Source organism: Bacillus sp. HMF5848 (assembly GCF_003944835.1).
In the GTDB taxonomy this organism is placed as follows: domain Bacteria; phylum Bacillota; class Bacilli; order Bacillales; family HMF5848; genus HMF5848.
The window spans coordinates 1,648,136-1,674,979 of sequence record NZ_RWIV01000001.1; the positions used below are offsets into that span (position 1 = coordinate 1,648,136).

Below are 26,844 nucleotides of genomic sequence, written 5' to 3' on the forward strand. Positions count from 1 at the left end.
TTACTTGTAAAACTAGAATTGTTCTATATAAGATTTACTTTACATACAATTCAACAAATGCATATTAAGAAAAATAAAAAGGGCGGGATTTCATATGAAAATTGTACGAGCTACATTGAATGATGTTGAGTTTGTTGCACCGCTTTTTAATAAATATCGTGTATATTACGACCAGCCATCTCAATTAAAAGCTGCTATCCGGTTTTTATATGATCGTCTCTCAATGGATGAATCAGTTGTATTTATTGCTGTAGATGAAGTGGTGGGTGTTGAAAAAGCACTTGGTTTTATTCAGATGTATCCGTCATTTTCTTCAGTTAGTCTTGAAAAGCTATGGGTTTTAAATGATTTATACGTTGAGGAAGATGAAAGACAAAGAGGAGTCGCACGGGCTCTATTGATGGAAGCTAAAAAATTTGCAGTTGATTCGCATACAAAAGGCATTATTCTTGAAACAACTCCTGAAAATAAAGTTGCCCAGAACTTTTATGAGAAAATTGGATTTAAACGCGATGAAAATATTCACTATTATTACTTTCAATAAGCATGCAATGTCCAGGACATACTATAACAGTGAAATATAAGTGTAAGGAGACACAAGCATGGTAAACACAAATTTTAATAAGTTTCGTGAAGCTCAGAAGAGAGTGGATACTCATTATCTTGGTGAGGATAAAGAACAAAATAGAGCAAAACGCAAGGATGATTACAATAATCAAAATGATACTGATAAGGCACCAGGAGCTACTGGAAGAACAACATAAACAGGTAACCCTCATCTTTCGAAGGATGAGGGTTACCTGTTTATGTAATAGTGTACAATTCTAAACCTAGAATATTACTGTGCTCCATAGCCATCGAGTTTTCCATGAATATACTTCTTCGATGTTTGTAGAAAAGCGTAATCTTCGCATGATGCAGCGCGTTCTGCGAAGATAAGACAACATTGCAGCGATAATTTGTTACGTGTTTTCTTACTTAACGTATCTCATCTCATGCGGACACTGCCTAGTGTGGACAACATAACAGGATGTCGCGCTTTACTGTCGACGATCCTATACACCTCTCATAGAACGGTAAAGTTTGAGACGTTGGAGATGAGTAGCCGTATGGCTTTAACCGGGGGGACTTGCGCGTTTTTTCTATAACATGAGTTGCAAGAAATACCACATAATATTCACGTGCAGATAATTCAGTATATTGCTAAAATGAAGATATGAGGGGGGACTATTATGAAATTAACAGATGTTCAATTGCGTGATATTCAAGCTTTGCAACAAGTATCTGAACATGAGGAAACTATCTCGTTAAAACTCAACTGGGATATGCTAACAACAAGCGTTAAAAATGATGATTCTATGCATCAGGTTGTGTATAAGGATGACATGCTTATCGCCTTTTTGGGAGTATATTGGTTCGGACAAAAAGTTGAACTTTGTGGTATGGTTCATCCTGCTTTTCGTGGTCGTGGTATATTTTCAGAGCTCTTAAATATTACAATTGGAAGCTGTCAGGAAAGAAACGCAACGACAATATTATTGAATGCTCCCGCTAAATCTACTTCTGCAAAACTATTTTTATCTAAACAATCCTTTGACTATAACTTTAGTGAGTACCAAATGATGTGGACTCCTACTAATCTAACCATTTCAAATCAAGTGTCACTTCGAAAAGCTGATGATTTTGATTTACCTCTTGAAACGCAATTAGATGTAGTGTGCTTTCATTATACTTATGAAGATGCTACTAAATATAATATATCAGTTGCAGCTGATCAAACATCAAACCGTTACATTATTGAATTCAACGAAACAGCTGTTGGAAAGTTGAGAACACAACGTCTCAATGGTGAAACATGGATATATGGGATATCAGTTTTACCTGAGTACCAACGTAAAGGTGTTGGACGCAGTGCATTGTCATCAATAATTTGGCAAGAGGCATCGTTAGGGAACGATTTATTCTTAGAGGTTGCCACAAAGAACATTCGGGCTCTAAAGCTATATGAAGAATGCGGCTTCAAGATAGTTGAAACCCAAGACTATTACTTGTTTAAAAAAGGAGAGTAGGTTTTGAGAATAGTAGCATTTGTTGTTTGGCTCTCTTTTGTCTTATATAGTACTTTTTTATCTCCTGGACTTTCTATTGAACGTGATCCTGTTTTTCTTAAACTGATGCAAATACAGGCTGATGAGCCCTTAGTACTTCTTATGTTTATGTATTTAGGTATTTGGCCAGTTACCTTAGTACTATTGTTACTGCACGAGGATAGAAATGCTGTACCAGCTTGGCCATTCGTCATAGCGAGCTTCTTTCTTGGTGCCTTTTCGATACTACCATATTTGTTTCTTCGAAATGAAAAGCAACAGATAAAAAATAGAACACCAGCCTGGGTATTAAGGGGAGTTTTATCGACACGAGTAGTTGCCGTGTTACTCGTTATTGTTGTAAGTACAACAGTTTTTTATAGTTTGAATGGTAGTATAAGTGCTTACATTGAAGTATTTATGAATTCGCAATTTGTTCATATTATGACGATTGATTTTTTTGTTCTTTCATTTACATCGGGTTATATTATATATCAACAAACTGGAAGAAAATCTTGGGGTATCCTATCTTGCTTATTACCATTATTGGGAGCACTACTCTATATTTACACAAGAAATAGACTTGAATAAAGCTAACTATCTTTGTCAAAATGCTGTCAGATTTGTTATGCTGTATGAATGAATACAGACAACGAGGAAGTGACAGTTTGAAAAAGCAAGTTGGATTTATAGGTTGTGGTAATATGGCAATTGCGATGATTCGTGGAATGCTACAATCAGGTTTAGTCCCAAAGGAAGATATTTACGCAAGTGCAGTAAGTGAATCTACATTGCAGGGAGCTAGTGAGGCATTAGGTATTAATGTTACGCTTAATAACTGTGAGGTTATTGATAGATGCTCTATTGTCTTTCTTGCTGTTAAGCCATATCAATATGCAGATGTTATTCATGAAATAATGCGGCACACACGTCATGATACTGTGTTAGTAACCATTGCAGCAGGTGTTACTATTAAAGATGTGGAAGAGTTTTTTAATAAACCGATAAAAGTCATCCGTTCTATGCCAAATACACCATCGCTAGTTGGGGAAGGTATGACAGCGTTGTGTATTAATAAGGAAGTTTCTGATGAAGAGGTAGAGTCAGTTTTAGCTCTTTTTAATAGTTTTGGTCATGTTGAACTCGTAGAGGAGTCCTTGATGGATGCTATTCCTGCCATAAGCGGCTCATCTCCTGCCTACGTATATATAATGATTGAAGCGTTAGCTGATGGAGGCGTTCGTCAAGGTATTCCAAGAGATCAAGCATATAGACTAGCAGCGCAGGCTGTTCTAGGTGCAGCTAAAATGGTGTTACAATCGGACAAGCATCCAGCTCAACTTAAGGATGAGGTTTGTACGCCAGGTGGTGCAACAATCGAAGCGATAGCAGCACTTGAAGAAGTAGGATTTCGTCATGCCATTCATATGGCAATGGATAGGTGTACTAAGAAAGCAAGTGTAAAGTAGTGTAAACAGTATTTGACAAAAATGGCTAACCAATGTATAATTAAAAACGTTGCTCAAAAAATAGCTTGTTTTTTATATTTTAAATAAAATTAATTAGAGCGTACTGATATGCTTTTTGAATAATGGAAAGTAAGAGTGTTAGACTTAGGGTAATCTAGGTCTAGGTACGAAAAAAGTCAAAGCGTTGTCTATGACGGTGACCACCATACGCTTTTCTGATTTTATGAATGGCGTTTCATGATTTATAGAAACACTTATTCACACTGGATCGGCTTCGGAGCCGTGAGGATGCAAGAGAGGTAGGGCTTGCGTCGTTTAAGTTCATGATTTTGAAATCTACCGCGGCAAGAAAAACAAGTTAAAACCGTCCGTAACGAACCAGGCAAATGCTTGGTTCGTTATTTATTGTATCAGTCTTAAGATGTATGACACACTAAACCTTAAATAGTATATATAATCATTCGAAGCTCTGATGTTATTATGTCACGTATCCTTTAAGATAAAGTTGTGAAGAATAATAATAAGGAGCGTGACAGATAATGATTAACAATTATGAATATACATGGAAAACTATTCTTGATTTAGAGCGTGAATTGTCTATGCAACAAAAGAAAGGCCTACCTTTTCGGAACAAAAAGAAAAAAGAAGCAAACCGATAAACGTAGTAATAAATAAACATAAAATAATACAAAAGATGCCTATGTAACATAATTCTAGGCATCTTTTTTTTAGTTTCGATTTTCTGCAGTGGCATAAACTCGACACGGAACAATTTCAAGATATCTCGGTTCAGTTTCGACACGCGAATGGGTCATTCCCTCTTTTTTTTTACACCAAATTTTGTGGATTGACGCAATTTTTGACACGATAAGTAGCTGAAAAGTGTTCATTTTTCATTTTATTCATACTACATAAGCTTTTATATCTTTCGTGTAGAGAAAAAACATTACTCGCTCGCTAAAAAAACGGCATAGCAATCGACTGGAAATTCATGCAAAACTATAAAGGAAACAAAGGATAGCAACTATTTCCTATACTGTTGGAATCGCTGTATTTCTGTTAAAATAAAGTTCGTGACTTTTTTAAGAAAACATGGTGATAAGATGAAAAGAAATCGTTTTTTCAATAAACCTTTTGGTGTTTCAGGCTGTGACATTCCATCAGCCCATTTTGCAAACCTAGAAACTACCTCTTTATTAGTTCAGCAAACTGATGAAGATAGTAGGTACTTTCGTATGCTTGAAAAAGAGGGTATACGATTAAACAAGGAACAAATTATTGCAGTGCGTCATGTAGAAGGTCCTTTCTTAACACTGGCTGGTGCAGGAACTGGAAAAACTACGGTTCTTGTATGCCGTGCAGGCTATTTACTTACGGAGAAATCAGTATTACCTGAGCAGCTTCTGTTAGTGACGTTTACAAAAAAAGCAGCGGATGAAATTAAGGAGAGAATCGGTAATTTACCTAATGTGTCTAAGCGGACAGCATCTTTAATTCAAGCTAGTACATTTCATTCGTTTTTTTTATTCGTTTTACGTAAAAAAGGGTATACGCAAGATATATTGAGTAACGATAGACATAAACATATTATCTTAAAGAAAATTTTAAGAGAAAAAGGACTAAGTGATGATTATCAGCCCGAAGTACTGTTATCACTTTTGTCGCATTATAAAATGAACATGTTGAATATTGATAATTTACCAGATAAATCAAAACAAGAGAAGGAAATAAAAGAGATACTACACACCTACGAAAAATGGAAATTAGCAGAAAATAAAATGGATTTTGATGATATTTTAGTATTATCCTATGATTTATTGAACCATGATCAATTATTATTAGAGGCTTTGCAGCAAAGGTTTCAATATGTAATGGTGGATGAGTTTCAAGATACGAATACACTTCAATACGAACTTATACAACTACTCATAGAGAAACATCAGAATTTCTTTGTTGTTGGGGATGATGATCAAACAATCTACACGTTTAATGGGGCAAATCAGAACATTATATTAAACTTTGAAAAACAGCATCATGATGCGAAACGTATTGCCTTAACAACTAACTATCGTTCATCAAATAGTATAGTGGGACTCGGTAATGAAATAATTCGTCATAATAAAAAGCGTTTAGTGAAAACTTTGTGTGCTGTAAAAATGAGCTCTTTCGCACCGCAGTATATTTCGCTTTCGACTACTGACGAGGAAGCAAGTGTCGTTGTAGAAACGATTAAAGAGAAGGTATTAAGTGGCAAGTATCGTTATGCAGACATCGCTATTCTCCATCGAGCGGCTAGTAACAGTCGAGCAGTTTTTGAACAGCTAGCAGTGGAGAAGGTTCCTTTTATTCATTACGGGCTTGGGGAGCAAATATTTTATGAGCATTGGGCTATAAGGCCAATAATAGACCATCTAAGACTATCTCTTGTGCCTAGAGATTTTGATGCTATAACCGGTGTACTTCCTACATTGTATATAAATAAGGAAAAAGGTATACAATTTATCAGAATGCGTGAAAATGAGCAAAGGAAGAAATACCCGTTGATCCATTTAAAACATTTAAGCGATTTGCGAGATTTTCAGAAAAAAGCTCTAGAAGAACGTATTCGATTCATTAAAGATTTACAAAATAAAACGCCGCTTGATGCCATTAAATTAATTCGCAGTAGCTTTTATGATAAATATATAGAAACAGATGAGAAGCACCAAGCAACAATTCATAAAGAAACGTTAAGAGAAATGTTAGATGAGCTTGAATCCTCATCTAAAAGATTTGATACTATTGATGGATTTTTAACATTCATACTCGACATGATTACTCTGCGCGATGAAATGAAGCAATCCTCTACGTTAAATGCCGTTTCTTTGATGACAATACATCGTTCTAAAGGATTAGAATTTCCCGTTGTTTTTATAATTGGAGCATCAGAAAAAATGCTGCCACATAGTTCGTCCCTGGATTGTGGTAAATTAGATAGTGTAGCGGATTCAAATTCACTTGAAGAAGAACGGCGTCTCGCATATGTTGCGGTTACAAGAGCTAAGGACGAGCTTTATATTAGTTCACCGAATTATTATCGAGGTGAGAAGGTCTCGGTCTCCCGTTTTTTTAAAGAAGCATTTCAAGGTGTAAAAGATAGTCAAGAGATAAAGAGTGAATTAACTGATGTATTCGCTTGGGTTTGTACAAGTAACACATGTCATGCATGGGTTCGAATAAACAAATTCGATAATAAGGAAAAAAGCAAAATATGTCCCTTATGTGAACAGGATATGATACAAGGTACTAAAAAAATCTAGTGAAAAATTTGCACTTTCGCCTCATATACTTTATACTAAATTAGGTCAAAAGGCACTCGCTAAGTTTTAGCGAGTGTTTTTGTGTTATAAATTAAATGGAGGGGAAATATGATGAAGTACGTTACCGCTATGGTTTTTAGTGTTAGTTTGCTCATAGCGAGTGTCGTTTCTGTTCTTATCCCAAAATCAGAGTCAATACCTACAGCAATGAACAATTATAGGGATATTTATGTTACAGAAAAGCAATTTGATAGATTAGCATATGCTAGTGAAAATCTAGATTCGTTAATCAATAAATATGCGAGAAAATATAAGCTAGATGAAAACTTAGTGAAAGCAGTCATTCAGCTCGAAAGTAATTTTGAGAGCAACCTTATTAACGTCAATAACAATGGAACAAAAGATCGTGGGCTTATGCAAATTAATGAAGCAACAGCTATAATACTAGCTGAAAAGCTAGGTTTTCAATATGATAAGGATGTAGCTTTCGATATAAGTAAGAACTTACAAATGGGCATGTACTATTTGTCTTACTTAAAAAAGAAGAGTAGCGATATTCACTATGTATTAACAGCTTATAACCGTGGTCCAACGGGTGCTAAGAACTACTATGAACGGACAGGCACTTATGAAACTAGCTATAGTCGTGTTGCGCTAAAGCACTATCACAAATTTAATAGAGAAACGATACAAGTAGCTTATAAAACCGCAAAACCAATTCCAGTAAACTCTATAAAATAAATAATATATAGAGTATAAGCAAAAAAAGGACAAGCGAGTATACATGCTCGCTTGTTTCTTTTTCTCAAAGTAATCTATACGTAAAAAAAGTTTTGTGCCTAATTTGTCATATAGAATAAAACGTCCTTCCTAATGTCTAGTTTAAAGATGTATTTCTTGTTTCTGCGATGTAAATCCACTATCATTTAGCCACTTATTTAATTTAGTATATAATTCATGATGTAGAGGCTTTGTAAAGCCGTTTTTGTATATACTTTTCATTTTAACAATGGACGTAGGTTCGGGTTGGTCTCTTAATATATGATTCATATTTTCAATAATATATCCTACTGAAGGTCCGCTTACTTTTTCTTTATATATATTTACGTGGTCAGGGTTTACTTGTATATCCTTATTACCAGTAATGGCTATAATAGGACATGTGATGTTTGCAAGGTCGTTTGAATTATCATAGTTAAAATGCTCACGCAACCATTTTGCATTTACCTTCGCCCCATTTTTTCTAATTACTGCTTTATTAGATGCTAAGATTTCTTCAAACAATTTTGCTTGTTTTTTAGCAGCCTTTTTATGGAGCTTCAAGAAACGTAAAATACCTCCTAATAGCCCTTTCATCTCTTGGACATCTTTTTCAAATATTTTTATTTGCATTTCAGTAGCTTTTCTTACATTATCTGCTTGCCCTGCTAATAGCATCATGCCAGCAACAGACTCTTGTTTATTAACGGCCGGCGCTAATGAGCATCCTTCACTATGTCCTAACAAAAGAACCTTTTCATGATTTATCCCTATGAGGCTTTTTGCATAGCGGACAGCTGCTACCCCATCGTTGACTAAGTCCCACATACCTGATTCAAAATAGCTACCCTCGCTTTCGCCAACTCCACGTTTATCATATCGAAGAGAAGCTATGCCTTGGTTTGCAAAAAAATCAGCTAAGTATTTAAAGGCGTTAATGGTACCTTGTTTTGCGTTCTCATCTCTATCCACAGGTCCTGAACCATGAAGCATTACAACTATTGCTGGGTTAGTCACATTTTCTGGTAGAGTCAAAGTTCCTTTTAATAATATATCGCTTTTGAATTGTATTTCTTTTTCAATATATGTCATGTTTATCGCTCCTATCGATTGTACATTTGTACATATAACGTTTTATAATGGTCAAAGGTTCAGCTGAGGAGATGATTTTTTTGAAAAAGTTATGTATTATTCCGTGTGGCCGCAAGAAGATATGGGATATAGATCCTACAATAGAGGCAACGAAAGCTCATAAAGCATATGTGGGGACATTTCATTCTTACTGCCAAGCATATGCACGTCTATTTTTTGATGATAACTGGGTGGTTTTATCTGCTAAGCATGGCTTTTTATTAAAAGATGATATTGTGCCAGGTTCATATGATGTTTCTTTTAGCATGAAGAATCACCCAGAAGTCATCACAAATGACCAATTACGCAAGCAAATTATTGAGAAGAATTTGAATGACTACGATCACTATGTTGTGTTAGCCGGGAAAAAGTATAGACGTATTGTCGAGGGGTTATTTCCGAGGGGAGATATATCGTATCCCCTTGCACAATATAAAGGATTGGGTTACATGCTTCGTGCCTTGCGTTTAGCAATTGATGAGAAAAAAGAGTTAGTCGATTCTAAATGTTAGATTGCTTCGTTTAATTCTCCATGATGTCCTCATGTTACATTACTTTCGATTTAAGGAAGAATTAAGGTTCAGGTAAAAATGAAATAAGGTTCCTTGGTTATGATGAAAGCAACATTTCATTTAGCTAAGGAGGAACAAGATTATGGCATCATATTTAATTGAAACAACAGATTTAAGAAAAAATTTTAGATCATTTCAAGCTGTTAAAGGTATTAACTTAAAAGTTAAAGAAAATGATATTTACGGCTTTCTTGGTCCGAATGGAGCAGGGAAGTCTACAACTATTCGGATGCTTTTGGGACTGATAAAACCAACCGCGGGATCCATTGAAATATTTGGAGAACCGCTTCAAAAGAATCGATTAAAGATATTGCGACAAGTTGGTTCATTAGTTGAGTCACCTTCTTATTATGGCCATTTGACGGCTTATGAAAATTTAGACTTAACGCGCCACATTTTAAGTGTTTCAAAAGTAAATGTAGAACATGTTTTGAAAGTGGTTGGACTTGAACAAGCGAAGCATAAGCTAGTAAAAAAATTTTCACTTGGTATGAAACAGCGATTAGGGATTGCGCAGGCACTTTTAGGCAATCCTCAGTTACTTATTTTAGATGAGCCAACAAATGGACTCGATCCAGCCGGCATTCATGAGATACGTGCTCTTATAAAACGATTGCCAATGGAAATGGGTGTTACAGTATTAATCTCTAGTCACATACTAAGTGAAATTGAGTTAATTGCCAGTCATGTAGGAATTATTCATCAAGGACAGTTAATCTATCAAGATTCGTTAGAACGACTAAGGCAAAGAAGTAAAGCGTTAGTGCGAATACAGACAAATAATGATGCTAAAGCGATGGCTTTATTATCAGAACAGCAATTAGCAGTAACCTGTGAAGATAATTTTCTGTCCATTCACAATAAACATGTAAAGCCGGCAGAGATTAACAAGATGCTCATAACGTCTGGGTTTGAAGTTAACCATGTAAGTTTCTTTGAGCAGTCACTTGAAGATATATTTTTAAACATGACGAGTGAGGTGATATAGTATGGAAATTATGTCCCTCATACATACCGAATGGAAAAAACAGAAGCGTAGCTTACTATGGGCCTTTATTTTAATTATCCCAATGGGTACAACTGGAGCCATGTTTCTTGATATGAATATGCGTTATGAGGATTACTTGTATCCGCAAGCAGTTGATAAAGGTCTAAATTCATGGGAGCTTTTACTTTTAGAAAATCATCAAATATTAGGATGGGGTTTATTTGTTCCGATTTTTGTAGCAATTATTGCGGCTTTTATTCATTATACTGAGTTCCGAGACAATAGTTGGAAGCAGTATTTAAGTTTTTCCATTTACAAAAGTAATGTTTTATTAGCTAAATTTATTGTTACAACCATATTCAGTTTTTTAATGATTACATTAAACACTGCAGGACTAATTTTAGTTGGTAAAATAATTGGATTTCCAGAACCTATTGAGATTACAATGTTTAGTTCCTATGTCATAACACAATTTGTAGCCATTTTAGCTGTCGCTGCTTTGCATAATTGGATTAGTTCATATTTTAAAAATATTGTTATCGCTGGATTAATAGCTTTCATTGGTTTAATTGTATCTACTATGTTAATGTTTCAAGCACCTCATTTTATCTTTTATTTTCCGTATGCAACGGCATTGTTTGCTGATGGATTACAAGGACATAATCAAATCGATGCTATAGTCGGTGGGGTAGTTGGCTGTGTAGTCTTTTCTATTATCGGAATCATTGAATTTACTAAAAGGGATATTATGTGAGGAGGTAATACAAATGAAGCTTATAATACATGAGATTAAAAAGATTAAACGATCAGCTATTTTAGGAATTGCCACATTTTTACCTTTAATAGCAGTTTTGCAAGGAGCTGTTGAGAGGTATTCTAGGGAAGGATTATCACAATGGGATAGTATGTTCATAAATGGTATGATATTATATTCTTGGTTAATTTTCCCTATACTGATTACAGTAGTAATGGCTATGTTAACTAGGTTAGAGCATGCTAATAATGGGTGGAAGCAAATACTAGCACTCCCTATTTCAAGAGGGAATTTATTTTTAACAAAGGCTTTTATCGGAGCAATAGTAATTTTATATAGTATCGTTATTCTTATGCTAGGATTTATAATGGTTGCCTTGATTAAGGACATTTCCATCCCTTATCAGCTAATTGCCACAAGGATGTTGCTTATCTATGTTTCTGCTCTTCCTATTATGACAATATTATTTTATGTTGGTTTTACTTTTTCGCATGTCGGTGTGCCACTAGCGATTGGAGCGGGGTTAGCGCTACCATCTATGATTGTAGCAAACTCTGAAACCTATTGGATTATGTTTCCGTGGACGTATCCAATTATTACTTCCTTATCAAGTATGTTTTCGGAAATGGTAGCGAATTTGCCACTCATGTATACGATTAGTACGATTGGGTCAGCAGTCGTTCTTTTAGCTGGCTATGTTCAGTTTAGGAGCAAAGATATAGTGTAGTAGGGAGATGTTTGCTTATGATCTCGATAGATGGAGTAACTGATAAATCAGTATTACTTATTGATGACGAAGAAGAAATATTATTTTTACTAAAAACAGTTCTTCAAAAAGAAGGATTTCAGCAAGTTTATAAGGCAACTACGGGGGAAGAAGGCATTCGCTTAGCCGACCAATTTAAGCCAGATGTTATTGTATTAGACATCATGCTACCAGATATGGACGGGTATAATGTTTGTAAAAGAATACGTGAATCAAACTTCGTCCCTATTATTTTTCTATCAGCCAAATCTGATGATATTGATAAGTTGCTTGGATTAGGAATTGGTGGTGATGACTACGTAACAAAACCTTTTAGCCCGAAAGAGGTTGCTTTTCGTGTCAAAGCACAGTTAAGAAGACAACAGCAATATGTAGTCAATCATGACCAAGAAGACAGCAATGTATCATTTGGAGATATCGAGGTAAATAGAAAACTTGGAGAAGTCAAAAAAGCAGGCAGACTGGTTGAGCTTCGTGCCAAAGAATATCAGCTTTTGACATATCTTATTAAACATCCCAATCAAATATTAAGCAAACAAACTATCTGTGAAAAGGTATGGGGAGAAGATTACTTTGGCTTTGATAACACCATTATGGTGCATATTCGTCATCTTCGGGAAAAATTAGAGGATAATCCTAGTAAACCTAATTATATTAAGACAGTAAAAGGACTGGGCTATAAGCTACTAATACCAAGAGGAACTTATGAAGCATAATATATCGATGAAATGGAAAATTAATGGACAACTCATGTTCGCTCTCATCATAACTATTATATTTTCGTTTATTTGTTTTGTTTTACTTTACTCGTTTTTAGTGTATAAAAATTTTAATGACAACAAACTATCCGAAACAGCATCGGAATTTGTGTTAAGTTTTGATGAAAACATTTTATGGAATGGTACAAATATCTCTCTAGAGAACGAAGCTTTTCAAGAGCTTAATAGGCGTGGACTTTGGTTACAAGTCCTTGATGAGTATGGGTCAGAGCTTTTCAGTACACATAAACCCACACAAGCTCCGTCACATTACACGCCTGGGCAACTCCTGTTCACGCATAAGTATTCAGATGTTATTAAAGGCTACACCATTTATGGGGGGATTTCAAAGCGGGAAGAAAGAGAGTTTACCTATATAATAGGATTTCCTTCTTCTGAGGTTTCAAAGTATGTAATAAGTTATAATCCAAACACGTTTGTCGGAGATATTTTACGTTTAGCGGTTACAACCTTAACTATTGTTATTGTAACATTTAGTCTTATTGGTTACTTTTTAAGCGTTCGTTTAACAAAGCCGGTTTTGAAAATAATTGAGGCTATTAAAGAATTATCTAAAGGCAAGTATGTTAAGAGCTTACCTGATAAAGGTTTATATAACGATGTGTATGACAGTCTTGAAAATCTATCGAATGCTCTTCAAGCGAATGAGTTGGAACGAGAAAAACTTGATCGATTACGAGAGGAGTGGATAGCTAATATTTCACATGATTTAAAAACACCACTTTCATCTGTAAAAGGCTATGCAGAACTTCTTACAGACGGAACATATATACAAACAAATGAAGAAAAGGAAAAATATGCAAATGTCATTCAAATAAAAGCACAATATATGGAGCAACTTATTGAAGACTTAAAATTAACATATCAGCTTAAGTCTGCTACAGTACCTATAAAAAAGGCGCAGGAGGATTTTGTAGGTGTTGTAAGAGAAACAGTTATCCAGATATTAAATGACCCAGATTTCTCAGATGCAAATCTACAACTGCATTCAGAAAACAAGCAAATCGTGATGTTTTGTAATAAAGGTTTAATAGAACGTGCTATTATGAATCTCGTTTTAAATGCTATTGTTCATAATCCAAAAGATACTTTAGTAACTATCCACATATCTGAAAAAAATCGTTGTATTGTCGCTGAAATTAATGATAACGGTCAAGGTATTTCAGAAGAGGAGATTAATAAGTTATTTGAGAGATACTACCGTGGTACAAATACTCGAGTAAAAGGCACGGGTCTTGGTATGGCGATAGCTAAGCAAGTTGTTGAAGCGCATAATGGGGAGATCTCAGTAACTAGCAAACTTCAGGAGGGAACAACAGTAACTATCACGATCCCTAGGTCTGTATAAAGCACTCAAAGACAGGATGCATTTAGAATCTTGATATACAGTTGTATTGAGAGGAGAGAGGGAATTGGAGCTACTTAATAACATGATGGCTAGTATTGATTATCTTGAGAAACACTTAGAGGATCGACTCGATATTGAACAAGCTGCAAAAGAAGCTTACATGTCTAAGTTTCATTATCAGAGAATGTTTCATATGTTAACCGGAATCACTGTCGCAGAATATGTACGTAAACGAAAACTAACCTTGGCAGCGCAAGAGTTAATTGTATCTAAAACAAAGATTATTGATCTAGCACTCAAATACGGCTATGAAACTCCTGAATCTTTTTCTAAAGCCTTCCGTAAACTGCATGGTGTCAGCCCAAGTGAAGCTAGAAATCATAATACGCCATTAAAAGCAATTCCTCGGCTCTCTTTTCAAATACAAATTAAGGGTGAGGAAGATATGAATTACCGAATTGTCGAGAAGGATGCATTTGAAGTAATAGGGAAAACAATGAGAGTATCAACTGTGAATGGGGAGAATTTTAAGAGAATTCCTGAATTCTGGCAGACTTGTAATAGTGATGGTGCGTCAGAAGGTCTAATGCAAGACGCAAGTGATCTTGGTATGCTTGGTATTTGTATGGAGTTTGAAATGGAGCAGGAGTCTTTTACTTACATGATAGCCGTTGAAAAAAATAATGGCCTTCATAGTGATAACTTTGTTGTAAAAAAAATACCTTCAGCAACATGGGCTGTATTTGAAGTAATCGGGCCAATGCCACATGCTATTCAGGCTGTATGGAAAAGAATTTATGGAGAATGGTTCCCATCTACTAACTATGAGCATGCAAATGCTCCGGAAATAGAAGTGTATCCAAGTGGTGACCCAACAAGCGAAAATTATAAAACTGAGATATGGATCCCAGTTGTAAAAAAATAAATATGTTATGAAGCAGCTTCTCAATACGTATGAGAAGCTTTTTTTATGGAGTATAGGTTTTCTACCTAGATTAGTAGCTAGCTCCAGCGCCTAGCCCCTCGGGATTTTGGTGCCGAGATGGATATTTTCACTGACGATTAGGCACACTAATTAGACATTAATTGTCATGAAAATAGCATTTATAGGTGCTTAGCTACGAAAACACACAAAAAATCAAAAACAATCAAAAAATTTCATAATAATGGTTGATTTTAACTTTTTAACCATATATAATCATAAGTGAGCATAAGTAATCAATGTTTTTCAAAATGTAAACGTATTCAAAATAAGGTAGTAAGTGAGTAAGTAAGAGGTTGGTGAAATAGGTGTTTATAGAGGAGCGAAAGACCAAGATAGTTGAGTATGTTACGAAGCAAAATAGAGCTTCAGTCCAAGAACTGTGTGATGTGTTGGAAGTTTCAGAGTCTACTGTTCGTCGAGACTTAAAGGAGCTTGAAGAAGCCGGATTAATTCGTCGGACACACGGTGGTGCTATTCCAGCAGAGGGTGTTAATTTTGAACCTTCATATATAGAAAAAGAAGACCAGTTTACACTTGAGAAAATAGCAATTGCTAAGCAAGCAGCCAAGCTTATTAAGCCAGGTGATATTATATTATTGGACTCTGGTACGACAACGTATCATATGGCAAATGAGTTAAAAGGGTTGTCAGATATTACAGTTGTAACAAACTCCTTAGTAATTGGAGAAAAGCTACAGAGTTACAGAAATATAGAAGTTATCATCTTAGGAGGACATTTACGACCAGTTTCGCTTGCTCTTGTAGGACCTCTGACTGATGAAGCACTATCTTCAATCTATGTAGATAAAGCTTTTATAGCAGCCAATAGTATTGACATTGAAGCTGGCGTGACGACTCCTAACCTACAAGAAGCAACAACGAAAAAAAATATGATACGTTCTGCGAAGCAAAATATATTGCTTGCAGACTCAAGTAAGTTTGGGAAAACAACTTTTAGTCGGTTTGCTGCCATTTCTGATGTTGACGTTTGTATAACAGACGAGAATATTCAAGTTGAAATAAAGGATAATCTTGAAAAGGTAGGGGTTGACGTTATTGTAGTACCGACATTGAAGGAGTGATGCGTGATGAAATCGGTTTTGACAATCACGTTAAATCCTGCGATTGACAAAACGGTTATTGTCGACAGGTTTGTGGTAGGAGGGTTGAATCGTATCGAGCCAATTCCTCAATTAGACCCAGGTGGTAAAGGTGTTAATGTAGCAAAGGTACTTAAAAATTTTGATGTTCCAGTTATTGCAACGGGTTTTGTTGCAGGAAAACAAGGAGAACACCTTCTTTCATCTCTTGAAAAAAGAGGTATTGCTACAAGCTTTATTAAAGTAGATGGTGAAACAAGAACAAACTTAAAAATTGTAGATAAAGCTAACAAACAAACAACAGAAGTAAACGAGGCTGGATTCCAAGTATCCGTTTGTGATTTAGATTCATTATTTAATCATTTATCTAGATTGTATGACCATACATCGCATGTTGTTTTAGGTGGCAGTATTCCTTTAGGTGCACCTAAAGATATTTATCAGCAACTCATTGAGCATGCCAAAAATCATCAGGTGAAAATTATTCTGGATGCAGATGGTGAAGCGTTCCGTCTTGGTGTTAAAGCAGGGCCTTTTGCTATCAAACCAAATTTATATGAATTAGAACAATTTGTTGATCAAAAGCTACCAACCTATGAAGATATTGAAAAAGCTGCGCGCAATCTTATTTGTGACTATAATATTCAGCTTGTTGTTGTATCACTAGGAAAAGAAGGTGCGCTATTTATTACAAACGAATCAAGTGTTTTTGCGGACGCTCTTAGTATTAAGGCGAAAAGCTCAGTAGGCGCAGGAGATTCTATGGTTGCGATGATTATATATAGTCTTGTAAAGAATCTTGCACTTGAAGAGTTAGCAATCTGGTCTGTGACAGCAGGAAGTGTTACTGCATCTAAATCAGGAACTGAAGTATGTTCACTTGAAGAAGTTGCTGCCAGTTTAGACAAAATAAATGTGAAGCATTTGTAAAGGGTTATACATGTTTACAGCAAGAGTTCCAGTGGTGTAAACATGAGAACTTATATATTTATTTTATAAAAAATAAGGAGGTTTTCATCGTGAAGAAAATCTTAGCTGTTACAGCTTGCCCAACAGGAATTGCACACACGTACATGGCTGCAGAAGCATTAGAAAAAGCGGCTAAAGAAAAAGGTGTTTCAATCAAGGTTGAAACAAGAGGTGGTGTTGGTGTTGAAAACGCTATCACTGCGGACGAGATTCGTGAAGCACATGCTATTATATTAGCAGTTGCTACTGACGCTGATGAGGCGCGATTCGCTGGAAAGCCAATTATTAAGGCATCTCCTGGGGAAGCAATAAAAAATGCTGCTAGTCTAATAGAAAAAGCAGTACAAGCAAAACCTGCGAAGCAGGATTATGTTTCTCAAGTAGAACAAACGAAGTCTGAGAGAAGTTCACAACGTACAGGTCCATACAAACACCTTATGAACGGTGTATCTTTTATGATTCCGCTAGTTGTCGCGGGTGGTTTACTAATTGCCATTTCCTTTATTTTCGGTATTGAGGCGTTTAAAGAAGAAGGAACGTTAGCCGCAGCTTTAATGAATATTGGTGGCGGGGCAGCATTCGCGCTTATGGTTCCAATTTTAGCAGGTTACATTGCATATTCTATTGCTGATAGACCGGGATTAGCACCAGGTTTAGTTGGTGGTATGTTAGCGAGTCAAGGTGGCTCAGGATTTTTAGGTGGTATTATTGCAGGTTTCTTAGCAGGTTATATTGCAAAGTTTTTGAAGGATTATATTAAACTACCAAGAAATTTTGAAGGTTTAAAACCAGTTCTTATCATACCGTTTTTCTCAACACTAGTGGTCGGATTGTTAATGGTGTATGTAATCGGTACGCCAGTTAGTAATATTATGGAAGGTTTAAGTAATTGGTTAGCTGGGCTTAATACAGGAAACGCTGTTGCGCTAGGTCTTATTCTTGGTGCTATGATGGCATTTGATATGGGTGGTCCGGTTAATAAAGCAGCATATACATTTGCAGTTGGTTTGCTGGCAAGTAATATTTATGAGCCGATGGCAGCTGTTATGGCAGCGGGTATGACACCGCCATTAGGACTTTGGTTAGCAACTATGCTAGCTCCAAAGAACTTTACGGTAGAAGAAAAAGAAGCTGGGAAAGCTGCTGGGGTTCTAGGAATTTCATTTATTACTGAAGGTGCCATTCCATTTGCAGCGGCTGATCCATTCCGTGTTATTCCATCATTGATGGTCGGTTCTGCAACAGCTGGTGCACTATCAATGGTATTTAATGCAGCGTTAAAAGCGCCGCACGGTGGTATCTTTGTTCTCTTCATCCCAAATGCTGTAACAAACGTACTGATGTATGCGCTTGCTATTGCAATAGGTACGGTAGTGACAGCAGTAATGGTTAACTTATTAAAAGGTATGAAAGTTAAAAAGTCAACAACGGAAGAATCGTCTACAAAAATAGCAGGTTAATAAACTATGCTGTGACCGATACGATTATTGTATCGGTCACAGTTTTCATAGAGGGAGGTCATATAATGGAACTACAACAGCTTTTACATGAAAAACATATTGCGATTAATTTAAATGTTAGTAGTCGTGAGGAATGCATTAAACAGCTTGCTAGTAGGATGGAAACCACAGGCGTAGTAATAAATATAGAAGACTACACGGCTTGTGTTTTAAGGCGTGAGCACGAAGGAACGACAGGTGTAGGGTTTAAAGTTGCTATTCCTCATGGTAAAGCATCTTCTGTTGTTAAGCCGGGATTAGCGTTTGCAAAGCTCGCGAGCCCAGTCGATTGGGAGTCTCTAGATGGAGAACCAGTTGAGTATGTATTTATGATTGCTGTACCAGAAGCACAAGCGGGTAATGAACATTTGCAAATTTTGGCTGCATTGTCACGGAAGCTGATGCATGATGAGTTTAGAAATAAATTAGCGAGTTTGAAAACAACTTCCGATGTATATGATTTACTAAAAAGTTAACCTTTTAGGTTAACTTTTTTTCGTGAATAATTTTCTCGGTATTTAAGGTATTATTTTCAGATTTTCAATAAACCTGTTTTATGCTCAGATCTTTCTTTGTTATGTCTTTGCTATTTTGCGAACATCGTATACAATAATGATAATGTATTGAAGGAGAAGGGTTAGATAAATGAGTATTTTACAGGTAGAACAATTAGTCAAAACATATGGAATTAAAAGTCTGTTTGATAACATCTCTTTTGCCATCGCTGAAAAACAGCGAATAGGTTTAATTGGAGTAAATGGGACTGGAAAATCAACCCTTTTAAAGGTGTTAGCAGGGATTGAATCTTCAGATCAAGGGCACATAGCACATGCAAATGATTTTCGCATCGAGTATTTGCCTCAAAACCCTGAATTCGAGGAGAATTTAACAGTTTTAGAACAAATATATTATGGTGACGCTCTAATAATGAAGTCGCTAAGGGAGTATGAGCAAACCCTTTTGGAATTAGAGCAAGAGCCGGAAAATGAAAGAGTACAAAAGCGTTTATTTAGTTTACAACAAAAAATGGATGAATTGGACGCTTGGGATGCGAGTTCAACAGCAAAGACGATATTAAATAAACTAGGGATTACGTCTTATAATAAAAAGGTTAATGAGTTATCTGGCGGGCAGAAAAAACGAGTGGCTATCGCTAAAGCACTTATTCAACCTGCAGATTTACTGTTGCTAGATGAACCAACAAACCATCTGGATAATGCAACAATTGATTGGCTTGAATCTTACTTAAGTCAATATCGTGGTGCTATTATGCTTGTCACTCATGATCGTTATTTTTTAAATCGGGTTACAAATAGAATTTTTGAACTACACAAAGGAAGCTTATATGTGTATGAAGGAAATTATGAGTATTTCTTAGAGAAGAAAGCAGAAAGAGAAGAGCAAGAACTATCAAGTGAACAAAAGCGACAAAATGTATTACGTCGGGAGCTTGCTTGGTTACGTCGGGGAGCAAAGGCCAGAACCACCAAACAAAAAGCACGTATCCAACGGGTGGAGAACCTCCAAGATCAAAAGCAAGATACAACAGTAGCGTCTATGGAGATATCTCTAGGTGCCGCTCGTCTTGGTAAAAAGGTTATAGAAGTGCAAGGTTTAATTAAATCAATAGGTAACAAGCAACTCGTGAACGATCTTGATTACTTAATAGTACCTGGTGAAAGATTAGGGATTATTGGTCCAAATGGGGCAGGGAAGTCAACGCTCCTTAACATGCTAGCAGGAAAAAGTGAACCCGACCTTGGTAGTATTGAAATAGGGGAAACTGTGAAAATTGGATATTATACGCAGGATGCTCTTGAATTAAATGAAGAACTACGAATAATAGAATATATAAAAGAAGTAGCAGAAGTAGTAGAGACTGTTGATGGAAGTATGATTACTGCAGAGCAAATGCTAGAGCGTTTTATGTTTCCTCGCAGCATGCAGTGGACGTATATTTCAAGACTTTCTGGAGGCGAACGTCGTCGACTATACTTATTAAGAGTCTTAATGAGTCAACCTAACGTTTTGTTTTTAGATGAGCCGACGAATGACCTTGATATTCAAACTCTATCTATTTTAGAGGATTACTTAGATTCGTTTCCCGGAGTTGTTTTAACAGTATCACATGATAGGTATTTTCTTGATCGTGTAGTTGACCACCTACTTGTCTTTAAAGGAGATGGACTAATAACACGTTTTCAAGGGAATTATACTGAGTTTCTAGAGCAAGAAAAGCTTGAAAAGGAACAGGCTGCTATAGACAAGGCAGTAGAAGCTAAACAGCAGGCTATGCAAGTAGAACAGCCGAAACGGAAACGATTATCATATAAAGAGCAGCTAGAGTGGGATACAATAGAGGATCGTATTGCTGAGTTAGAAGAAAAAATTGAAAATATTAAGCAAGATGTTATAAAAGCCGGTAGTGATTCTGAAAAAGTAGTTAAATTGTATGAAGAGCAACAAAGGCTTGAACAAGAGTTAGAGCAAGCCATTGAACGCTGGACAGAATTAACTATACTAGTTGAAGAACTCCAAAATTAAAAAAATCAGTCCCTTATCAAACGGGACTGATTTTTTTAAAATGTATCGGAAAGTATAAAATTCTGACCCTTGATTACTGTCTTGCTATAGGCGCTAAAGAGTCTTTCACGTATATGATGCGCTAACTTATAATTATACTCCGTTGTAAGCGGACTTTAAGATCTCTGCCAATTCAGCGATTGAAGGTTGTTTTGGATTAGCTAAAGTATCTTGATCATCAAAAGCTAGTTCTGCTAGTACGTTTAATTTGCTCATAAATTCTGTTTCTGATATACCTAGGTCTTTAAAGCTTGTTGGAATTCCTAATTGTTCAGAAAGCTGTTTTACTGCTTTAGCCAAGCTTTCGACACCTTCATGGCTAGTGCGAGCTGGTAAGCCGAGTTTTGTAGCAATTTCACAATAACGTTCATCCGCAATAAAGTGTTCATATTTAGGGAAGGTCATAAATTTATTTGGTTTTTCTGCGTTATAACGAATTACATAAGGCAATAGAATAGCATTTGCGCGTCCGTGTGCAACCTGAAACTCGCTTCCAACAGCATGAGCAAGACTGTGATTTACACCTAAAAAGGCGTTTGCAAATGCCATGCCTGCAATTGACGAAGCATTGTGCATTTTCTCTCGAGCCTTTTCATTATTACCGTCTTGGTAAGCTTTAGGTAAATAATCAAAAACGAGCTCTATCGCTTTCATAGCTAATCCGTCCGTATAGTCGCTTGCTAAAACAGAAACATACGCTTCGATAGCATGAGTTAAAACATCCATTCCAGTGTCCGCCGTAATGTGTGCTGGCACTGTCAATGTGAACTGAGGGTCAATAATAGCAACATTAGGTGTTAAATTAAAATCAGCTATCGGATATTTAGTATGTGTGTGTTTATCTGTAATTACGGAAAAAGCAGTAATCTCTGAACCAGTTCCAGACGTTGTTGGAATTGCTACAAGCATTGCCTTTGCTCCTAATGGTGGTACTTGAACAACTCGTGTGCTAGGATTTAAAAACTTTAGTTTTAATTGTTCAAAGCTCATGTGTGGATGCTCGTAAAATAACCACATTGCTTTAGCAGCATCAATTACAGAACCACCGCCAAGAGCTATGATAGCATCAGGCTTTGATTTTCTCATCATCTCAGCACCTAGCATCACTGTCTCATTACTAGGATCTGGTTCTACATCTGAGAACACTTCATAACTAACAAACCCAGGATTCTTTCTTAAATAATGAATAACCTTATCAACATATTTGTTTCTAATTGAGCTTGGGCTCGTAACGATAAATACTTTTGATAGTCTAGGTAATGTCGCTATTTGCTGAACTGAGTTTTTCTCGAAAAAAACGCTAGAAGGTACCTTAAACCACTGAGTGTTGACGGAGCGCTTTGCCATCTTCTTAATATTTATAAGGTGGACGGCGCCCACGTTAGTTGAAATTGAATTTCCACCATACGTACCACAGCCAAGTGTTAGAGATGGTAAATATGTGTTATAGATGTTACCAATAGCTCCTTGTGTAGACGGTGTGTTGACAATGATACGGCTCGCTTTCATACGTAAGGCATAGTCATCAATAATGCTTTGATTTTCTGAGTGAATAACTGCTGAATGACCAAGACCTCCATATTCTAAAATGGCCTCTGCAATTGTGAATCCTTCCTCCGTTGACTCAGCTTTATAACATGCTAGAATTGGACTTAGCTTTTCACATGAGAGAGGGTGCTTAGGTCCAACACCTTGTAATTCAGCGACTAATATTTTTGTAGCTTTTGGTACTTTAACCCCTGCCATTTTGGCAATGTTGTAAGCGGACAACCCGACAATGATTGGGTTTAGTGCACATGATTTCTCGTCTATGGCAAGCTTTTCTAATTTTTGAATTTCGACATCGTTTAAGAAATAGCAATTATTAGCTGTCATTTCATCTTTAACTTCTTCATAAATATTTTGGTCGATAACGATTGCTTGTTCTGATGCACAAATCATACCGTTGTCAAACGTTTTAGATAGTATTAAGTCATTAACAGCTCGTTTTACGTTAGCTGTTTTCTCAAAATAACATGGCACATTCCCTGGCCCTACACCAAGTGCTGGTTTACCAGAGCTATAGGCGGCTTTAACTAGACCAGCGCCACCAGTAGCAAGAATGAGCGAAACTTTAGGGTGTCGCATTAACATTTGTACAGCATCAAGAGATGGCACTTCAATCCATTGTATACAATTTTTTGGTGCACCGGCACGTATAGCTGCTTCTAGCATCGTACGTGCTGCTGCGCTACTTGATTTTTGTGCGAGTGGGTGAAATGCAAAAATGATAGGATTTCTCGTTTTTATTGAAATAAGCGATTTGAAAAGTGCCGTTGAAGTCGGATTAGTTACCGGCACTATACCAGCAATAACTCCAACAGGTTCCGCAATTTCAACCATACCTTCATGCACATTCTCATTAATTACACCAACGGTTTTCATATCCTTTAAGTAATCGAATATGTACTCCGTTGCAAACATATTCTTAAATACCTTATCTTCAAACACACCACGCTTTGTTTCTTCGATAGCAAGCTTTGCAAGCGTTTTGTGTTGCTCAAGACCTGCCATTGCCATATCTTTAACGATTGTGTCTATTTGTGTTTGGTCATAACTGCGGAGCTCATCAAGTGCCTTTACTGCATTTGTTACTAATCCATCAACCATTGCCAATATTTTTTGTGTGTCTTTAACTTCTTTTTCACCAATTGCCATTACTAATCCCTCCAATTGAAATATGAGTGAATGCTCATTCATTTTTTATTTATGTATAAACTATATCATGGTTGTAACGACACATTTTGTCGTTTATTGTAGTGAAATCCTACATTATGACAATGTTCATAAAAGTGTAATATTTAAAGTCGTTTCCAACGTAAAAACAAAAAAAACCTAGTTACCCACCAATTCTTTTGCGGGACCAGGTTAATATTAAGTGAGAGGTCAAATTTTAAAAAGTGAAGTCGAACCATCGAGTTAGTAATCTCAATTACAGAACTTCTTGAGCAAAGATAGCCCACATCCTATAAGAGTGAGCGTATCACACATGAGATCCTTCAGGTGGTTTTGAAAAAGCTTTCTGAATCGGCGGAAACAGCCTAACAGAGTAAATTAATATCGCAATTAAAATAGCGACTGATAAATACGTCAACCAAGGTAGGTAGCTACCCAAGCCGATACTTAAAAGTCGTGATCCGGAAAAATTACCTAATCCTTCACCAAGTCCAGCCACAAAATTAGCAATTCCAAAATACGTACTCATAAGCTGTCCAGCACTAATACGAGTGATAACAATGTCAACTGTTGGCATAATAATCATTTCACCGATAATAAAAATAAGCCCACTGAAAATAAGGAAGTAGAAGTTTGTCGCATAGTATAAGGAGCTTATTCCTATACCGATAAATAGAGCACCTATCGCAAATGCGGTCATGGAGCTTATACGTTTGATGATTTTATTTGTAATAAATGTTTGAAATACAACAACAAGTAAGCTATTAATTGTCCAAATGAGTGAAACAGCTGCTGGATTATCTAGTATTCGCTCTCCTGTTAAAGGTAAGGCTAGCGCAAATTGCACATACAAGCCCCAAATTAAAATACTCATGGCGGAAAAAGCTATGTATGCTTTATTGCGAAATACTTGCAAATATGAACGTATGGGTACTTTATCACAAGGTTGAGTATCGCATTCGGATGGAACAAAGAACCAACTTAACGTGCCAACCAGAAAAAAGATTACAGCAGCTACGTAAAAAACACTGCTTGATTGATTACCAAATACAGTATAAACGAGTAATCCTGCGACACCAATACCCATATTGGCTGCAATACCGCGTAATGAGAACACAGTCGTTTGGTCACCTTGCTTGGAAGTAATCTCTGCAATTGCAGCTTTTGTAGAAGGTGCATTTAATCCCCCACCAATACCATTAAACAAAGCAACAACGATAAGCATTGGATAACTAGTAGCTAGTCCAAAGCCTATGAGGGCTAATCCTTTTATGAAAGCACCTACAGTTATGACAGTTCGCCTTCCAAATTGATCTGCTAAATATCCACCAAGAATGCTACCACCTTGGTAAGAAAATGAACTTACAGCGAGTACCGTTCCAATTTGTAAAATCGTTAATCCCTTCACGACTTTTAGTAAAATAGGAAAGATAGGGAGCACGAGATAGTACGATAAGTGTGCTAATAACACAGTAACGAGTAAAATTTTTATAGGTAAAGTGAGAGATTTAAATTGAGAAAAAAACACAAAGTCACCTCGATTGTTGTACAATTAATATATATATTGTTGTAGAAATGGGTGATTAATATGCAAATCTTATTAATTCGGCATGGTCAATCAGAGGCAGACCTTTTAGATGTGCATGAGGGAAAAGCTGATTTCGAACTAACAGAGCTTGGAAAAAAGCAGGCAGGATTAATGTCATCATGGATTAGTGAATACTATCCAGCTGATGTTATTTGGACAAGCACATTAAAACGAGCAAAACAAACGGCTGGCATTTTAAATAATCACCTAGCTTGTGAGCTCATTGAGGAAGAATGTTTAAAAGAGTACGACAACGGTGTTTTAGCAGGATTGCCTCGCGAGGAAGCAGCAAGAAAATATCCAGAACCATTAGGAGGTCGTTTGCTTCACGAACGAATATTAGAGGGTGAATCAGAACTAGAATTTCGCTTTAGAGGCGAATTAGTTCTATCAAAGATTTTAGCAGAAAGTCATTCCTTTAAAAGGGTTGCTATTGTTTCTCATGGAGGAATGATTTCAAAGCTACTTCAAGCTTTTTTACGACTTCCAACAAATAATGATGTTGGTTTTTTTACTGGTGATACTGGTGTTCATTTACTTGAAATTCGTCAGCAAAAGAGGATTGTACACTTTTTAAATAGTACACAGCACCTTATTCATATGTAAATAAAAACACTTGGATTGCTCCAAGTGTTTTATCGTATAAAAGAACCTTACTCTACAATATTTGTGATAAAAATAGCTTTGTACGCTCGTGTTTTGGATTATCAAACAATTCCTCAGGTGTACCAGTCTCAATAATTTCCCCGTTATCAAATAAGACAATACGGTCTGCCACTTGTCGAGCAAAGCCCATTTCATGCGTCACTACAAGCATGGTCATCCCTGATTCGGCTAGTGTTTTCATGACGTCTAATACCTCTTTTACCATTTCAGGGTCTAATGCTGAAGTAGGTTCATCAAATAGCATGATTTTTGGTTGCATTGCTAATGCACGAGCAATAGCAACACGCTGCTGTTGACCTCCGGATAGCTGACCAGGATACTTATGGGCTTGCTCTGGAATGCCAACGCGCTCTAATAATTCAAGAGCAATTGACTCTGCTTTTTCACGTTTCCATTTTCGTACCCATATAGGTGACAAAGTGATATTCTTTAAAATTGTCATATGCGGAAATAAATTAAATTGTTGAAATACCATCCCTGTCTCCTTACGGATTTCTTCAATATCTTTAATATCATTTGACACTTTAATACTGTCCACAACAATACTGCCTTCTTGAAACTCTTCTAAAGCATTGATAGTTCTAATAAAGGTTGATTTCCCTGATCCTGAAGGACCTAAAATACAAACAACTTCTCCTTGCTTAATAGATATATTAACATCCTTTAGAACATGTAAGCTGCCAAACCATTTGTTTAGACTCTTGACTGTAATAATGTCTTCGCGTTCTGCAAGGGGAGTAGTTAATTTTTCTACTGCGAAAATACTCATTTATAATTACCTCCTTCA

At 36.4% G+C, this 26,844-nt stretch carries 24 protein-coding genes; 20 read left to right on the forward strand and 4 right to left on the reverse strand.

Annotation, left to right across the window (positions count from 1 at the left end; genetic code table 11):
• The first annotated feature begins 94 nt into the window (after positions 1 to 94).
• The 7 genes from EJF36_RS07810 to EJF36_RS07835 all read left to right on the forward strand — a co-directional run bounded on the left by EJF36_RS07810 (position 95) and on the right by EJF36_RS07835 (position 7,596).
• A complete protein-coding gene (locus tag EJF36_RS07810) occupies positions 95 to 544 on the forward strand; it encodes a GNAT family N-acetyltransferase (RefSeq protein WP_125905775.1) in 450 nt (149 codons plus the stop codon).
• A 58-nt stretch (positions 545 to 602) separates the two neighbouring features.
• Positions 603 to 764 carry a hypothetical protein gene (locus EJF36_RS21470; RefSeq protein ID WP_185806854.1) on the forward strand — a complete coding sequence of 54 codons (162 nt, stop codon included), beginning with the start codon at positions 603 to 605 and terminating at the stop codon, positions 762 to 764.
• Positions 765 to 1,232: 468 nt separating this feature from the next.
• The gene (locus tag EJF36_RS07815; RefSeq protein WP_125905776.1) at positions 1,233 to 2,069 is read left to right on the forward strand and encodes a GNAT family N-acetyltransferase; all 837 of its coding nucleotides are present in this window, start codon (positions 1,233 to 1,235) and stop codon (positions 2,067 to 2,069) included.
• A 3-nt stretch (positions 2,070 to 2,072) separates the two neighbouring features.
• Positions 2,073 to 2,678: a hypothetical protein gene (locus EJF36_RS07820; protein ID WP_125905777.1), complete on the forward strand. Its 606-nt coding sequence runs from the start codon at positions 2,073 to 2,075 to the stop codon at positions 2,676 to 2,678.
• Positions 2,679 to 2,755: 77 nt separating this feature from the next.
• Positions 2,756 to 3,556 carry a pyrroline-5-carboxylate reductase gene (gene proC / locus EJF36_RS07825; RefSeq protein WP_125905778.1) on the forward strand — a complete coding sequence of 267 codons (801 nt, stop codon included), beginning with the start codon at positions 2,756 to 2,758 and terminating at the stop codon, positions 3,554 to 3,556.
• Between the two features lie 1,103 nt (positions 3,557 to 4,659).
• Positions 4,660 to 6,855, forward strand: coding sequence for a UvrD-helicase domain-containing protein (locus tag EJF36_RS07830; protein WP_125905779.1), 2,196 nt, complete (start codon positions 4,660 to 4,662; stop codon positions 6,853 to 6,855).
• A 108-nt stretch (positions 6,856 to 6,963) separates the two neighbouring features.
• The gene (locus EJF36_RS07835) at positions 6,964 to 7,596 is read left to right on the forward strand and encodes a lytic transglycosylase domain-containing protein (protein ID WP_125905780.1); all 633 of its coding nucleotides are present in this window, start codon (positions 6,964 to 6,966) and stop codon (positions 7,594 to 7,596) included.
• A gap of 141 nt (positions 7,597 to 7,737) precedes the next feature.
• Here the strand turns inward: EJF36_RS07835 and EJF36_RS07840 are convergent, their stop codons facing one another.
• On the reverse strand, positions 7,738 to 8,706 hold the full coding sequence (locus EJF36_RS07840) for an alpha/beta hydrolase family protein (protein ID WP_125905781.1): 969 nt from the start codon (positions 8,704 to 8,706) through the stop codon (positions 7,738 to 7,740).
• A gap of 80 nt (positions 8,707 to 8,786) precedes the next feature.
• On the opposite strand from EJF36_RS07840, the gene EJF36_RS07845 reads away from it, so the two are divergent.
• The 12 genes from EJF36_RS07845 (at position 8,787) to EJF36_RS07900 (ending at position 21,049) form a co-directional block, all read left to right on the forward strand.
• Positions 8,787 to 9,257, forward strand: coding sequence for a DUF6884 domain-containing protein (locus EJF36_RS07845; protein WP_125905782.1), 471 nt, complete (start codon positions 8,787 to 8,789; stop codon positions 9,255 to 9,257).
• Between the two features lie 142 nt (positions 9,258 to 9,399).
• Complete coding sequence (locus EJF36_RS07850) at positions 9,400 to 10,305, forward strand: ABC transporter ATP-binding protein (RefSeq protein ID WP_125905783.1); 906 nt, start codon at positions 9,400 to 9,402, stop codon at positions 10,303 to 10,305.
• 1 nt (position 10,306) lies between these two features.
• Entirely contained in the window at positions 10,307 to 11,059 is a 753-nt protein-coding gene (locus tag EJF36_RS07855) for an ABC transporter permease (protein ID WP_125905784.1), read from the forward strand.
• Positions 11,060 to 11,072: 13 nt separating this feature from the next.
• Positions 11,073 to 11,786 carry an ABC transporter permease gene (locus tag EJF36_RS07860; RefSeq protein ID WP_125905785.1) on the forward strand — a complete coding sequence of 238 codons (714 nt, stop codon included), beginning with the start codon at positions 11,073 to 11,075 and terminating at the stop codon, positions 11,784 to 11,786.
• Positions 11,787 to 11,803: 17 nt separating this feature from the next.
• Entirely contained in the window at positions 11,804 to 12,541 is a 738-nt protein-coding gene (locus tag EJF36_RS07865) for a response regulator transcription factor (RefSeq protein ID WP_125905786.1), read from the forward strand.
• Positions 12,531 to 13,952: a sensor histidine kinase gene (locus tag EJF36_RS07870; RefSeq protein WP_125905787.1), complete on the forward strand. Its 1,422-nt coding sequence runs from the start codon at positions 12,531 to 12,533 to the stop codon at positions 13,950 to 13,952. The genes EJF36_RS07865 and EJF36_RS07870 overlap by 11 nt, the downstream gene beginning before the upstream one ends.
• A 64-nt stretch (positions 13,953 to 14,016) precedes the next feature.
• Positions 14,017 to 14,877 (forward strand): AraC family transcriptional regulator, encoded by an 861-nt coding sequence (locus EJF36_RS07875; RefSeq protein WP_395940568.1) that lies wholly within the window; start codon positions 14,017 to 14,019, stop codon positions 14,875 to 14,877.
• Between the two features lie 365 nt (positions 14,878 to 15,242).
• The gene (locus EJF36_RS07880) at positions 15,243 to 16,019 is read left to right on the forward strand and encodes a DeoR/GlpR family DNA-binding transcription regulator (protein WP_125905788.1); all 777 of its coding nucleotides are present in this window, start codon (positions 15,243 to 15,245) and stop codon (positions 16,017 to 16,019) included.
• 6 nt (positions 16,020 to 16,025) lie between these two features.
• Positions 16,026 to 16,967, forward strand: a complete 942-nt coding sequence (pfkB, locus tag EJF36_RS07885) for a 1-phosphofructokinase (RefSeq protein WP_221760720.1) — start codon at positions 16,026 to 16,028, stop codon at positions 16,965 to 16,967.
• A gap of 86 nt (positions 16,968 to 17,053) precedes the next feature.
• Positions 17,054 to 18,466, forward strand: a complete 1,413-nt coding sequence (locus tag EJF36_RS07890) for a PTS fructose transporter subunit IIC (protein WP_221760735.1) — start codon at positions 17,054 to 17,056, stop codon at positions 18,464 to 18,466.
• 65 nt (positions 18,467 to 18,531) lie between these two features.
• Positions 18,532 to 18,981 carry a PTS sugar transporter subunit IIA gene (locus tag EJF36_RS07895; RefSeq protein WP_125905791.1) on the forward strand — a complete coding sequence of 150 codons (450 nt, stop codon included), beginning with the start codon at positions 18,532 to 18,534 and terminating at the stop codon, positions 18,979 to 18,981.
• A gap of 169 nt (positions 18,982 to 19,150) precedes the next feature.
• Positions 19,151 to 21,049, forward strand: coding sequence for an ABC-F family ATP-binding cassette domain-containing protein (locus EJF36_RS07900; protein WP_125905792.1), 1,899 nt, complete (start codon positions 19,151 to 19,153; stop codon positions 21,047 to 21,049).
• A 132-nt stretch (positions 21,050 to 21,181) separates the two neighbouring features.
• Here EJF36_RS07900 and adhE read toward each other — a convergent pair whose 3' ends face one another.
• Positions 21,182 to 23,785, reverse strand: a complete 2,604-nt coding sequence (gene adhE / locus EJF36_RS07905) for a bifunctional acetaldehyde-CoA/alcohol dehydrogenase (RefSeq protein WP_125905793.1) — start codon at positions 23,783 to 23,785, stop codon at positions 21,182 to 21,184.
• A 325-nt stretch (positions 23,786 to 24,110) separates the two neighbouring features.
• Complete coding sequence (locus tag EJF36_RS07910; protein WP_185806855.1) at positions 24,111 to 25,331, reverse strand: MFS transporter; 1,221 nt, start codon at positions 25,329 to 25,331, stop codon at positions 24,111 to 24,113.
• A gap of 60 nt (positions 25,332 to 25,391) precedes the next feature.
• Here EJF36_RS07910 and EJF36_RS07915 point away from each other — a divergent pair, with 60 nt between their 5' ends.
• Positions 25,392 to 25,997, forward strand: coding sequence for a histidine phosphatase family protein (locus EJF36_RS07915; protein WP_125905795.1), 606 nt, complete (start codon positions 25,392 to 25,394; stop codon positions 25,995 to 25,997).
• 52 nt (positions 25,998 to 26,049) lie between these two features.
• Here the strand turns inward: EJF36_RS07915 and EJF36_RS07920 are convergent, their stop codons facing one another.
• Complete coding sequence (locus EJF36_RS07920; RefSeq protein ID WP_125905796.1) at positions 26,050 to 26,826, reverse strand: amino acid ABC transporter ATP-binding protein; 777 nt, start codon at positions 26,824 to 26,826, stop codon at positions 26,050 to 26,052.
• Between the last annotated feature and the right edge of the window lie 18 nt (positions 26,827 to 26,844).

Coding starts and splice junctions, on each gene's coding strand:
- EJF36_RS07810 (WP_125905775.1), top strand. CDS start 95: ATGAAAATTGTACGAGCTACATTGAATGATGTTGAGTTTGTTGCACCG.
- EJF36_RS21470 (WP_185806854.1), top strand. CDS start 603: ATGGTAAACACAAATTTTAATAAGTTTCGTGAAGCTCAGAAGAGAGTG.
- EJF36_RS07815 (WP_125905776.1), top strand. CDS start 1,233: ATGAAATTAACAGATGTTCAATTGCGTGATATTCAAGCTTTGCAACAA.
- EJF36_RS07830 (WP_125905779.1), top strand. CDS start 4,660: ATGAAAAGAAATCGTTTTTTCAATAAACCTTTTGGTGTTTCAGGCTGT.
- EJF36_RS07835 (WP_125905780.1), top strand. CDS start 6,964: ATGATGAAGTACGTTACCGCTATGGTTTTTAGTGTTAGTTTGCTCATA.
- EJF36_RS07840 (WP_125905781.1), bottom strand. CDS start 8,706: ATGACATATATTGAAAAAGAAATACAATTCAAAAGCGATATATTATTA.
- EJF36_RS07850 (WP_125905783.1), top strand. CDS start 9,400: ATGGCATCATATTTAATTGAAACAACAGATTTAAGAAAAAATTTTAGA.
- EJF36_RS07855 (WP_125905784.1), top strand. CDS start 10,307: ATGGAAATTATGTCCCTCATACATACCGAATGGAAAAAACAGAAGCGT.
- EJF36_RS07860 (WP_125905785.1), top strand. CDS start 11,073: ATGAAGCTTATAATACATGAGATTAAAAAGATTAAACGATCAGCTATT.
- EJF36_RS07865 (WP_125905786.1), top strand. CDS start 11,804: ATGATCTCGATAGATGGAGTAACTGATAAATCAGTATTACTTATTGAT.
- EJF36_RS07870 (WP_125905787.1), top strand. CDS start 12,531: ATGAAGCATAATATATCGATGAAATGGAAAATTAATGGACAACTCATG.
- pfkB (WP_221760720.1), top strand. CDS start 16,026: ATGAAATCGGTTTTGACAATCACGTTAAATCCTGCGATTGACAAAACG.
- EJF36_RS07895 (WP_125905791.1), top strand. CDS start 18,532: ATGGAACTACAACAGCTTTTACATGAAAAACATATTGCGATTAATTTA.
- EJF36_RS07900 (WP_125905792.1), top strand. CDS start 19,151: ATGAGTATTTTACAGGTAGAACAATTAGTCAAAACATATGGAATTAAA.
- adhE (WP_125905793.1), bottom strand. CDS start 23,785: ATGGCAATTGGTGAAAAAGAAGTTAAAGACACACAAAAAATATTGGCA.
- EJF36_RS07915 (WP_125905795.1), top strand. CDS start 25,392: ATGCAAATCTTATTAATTCGGCATGGTCAATCAGAGGCAGACCTTTTA.
- EJF36_RS07920 (WP_125905796.1), bottom strand. CDS start 26,826: ATGAGTATTTTCGCAGTAGAAAAATTAACTACTCCCCTTGCAGAACGC.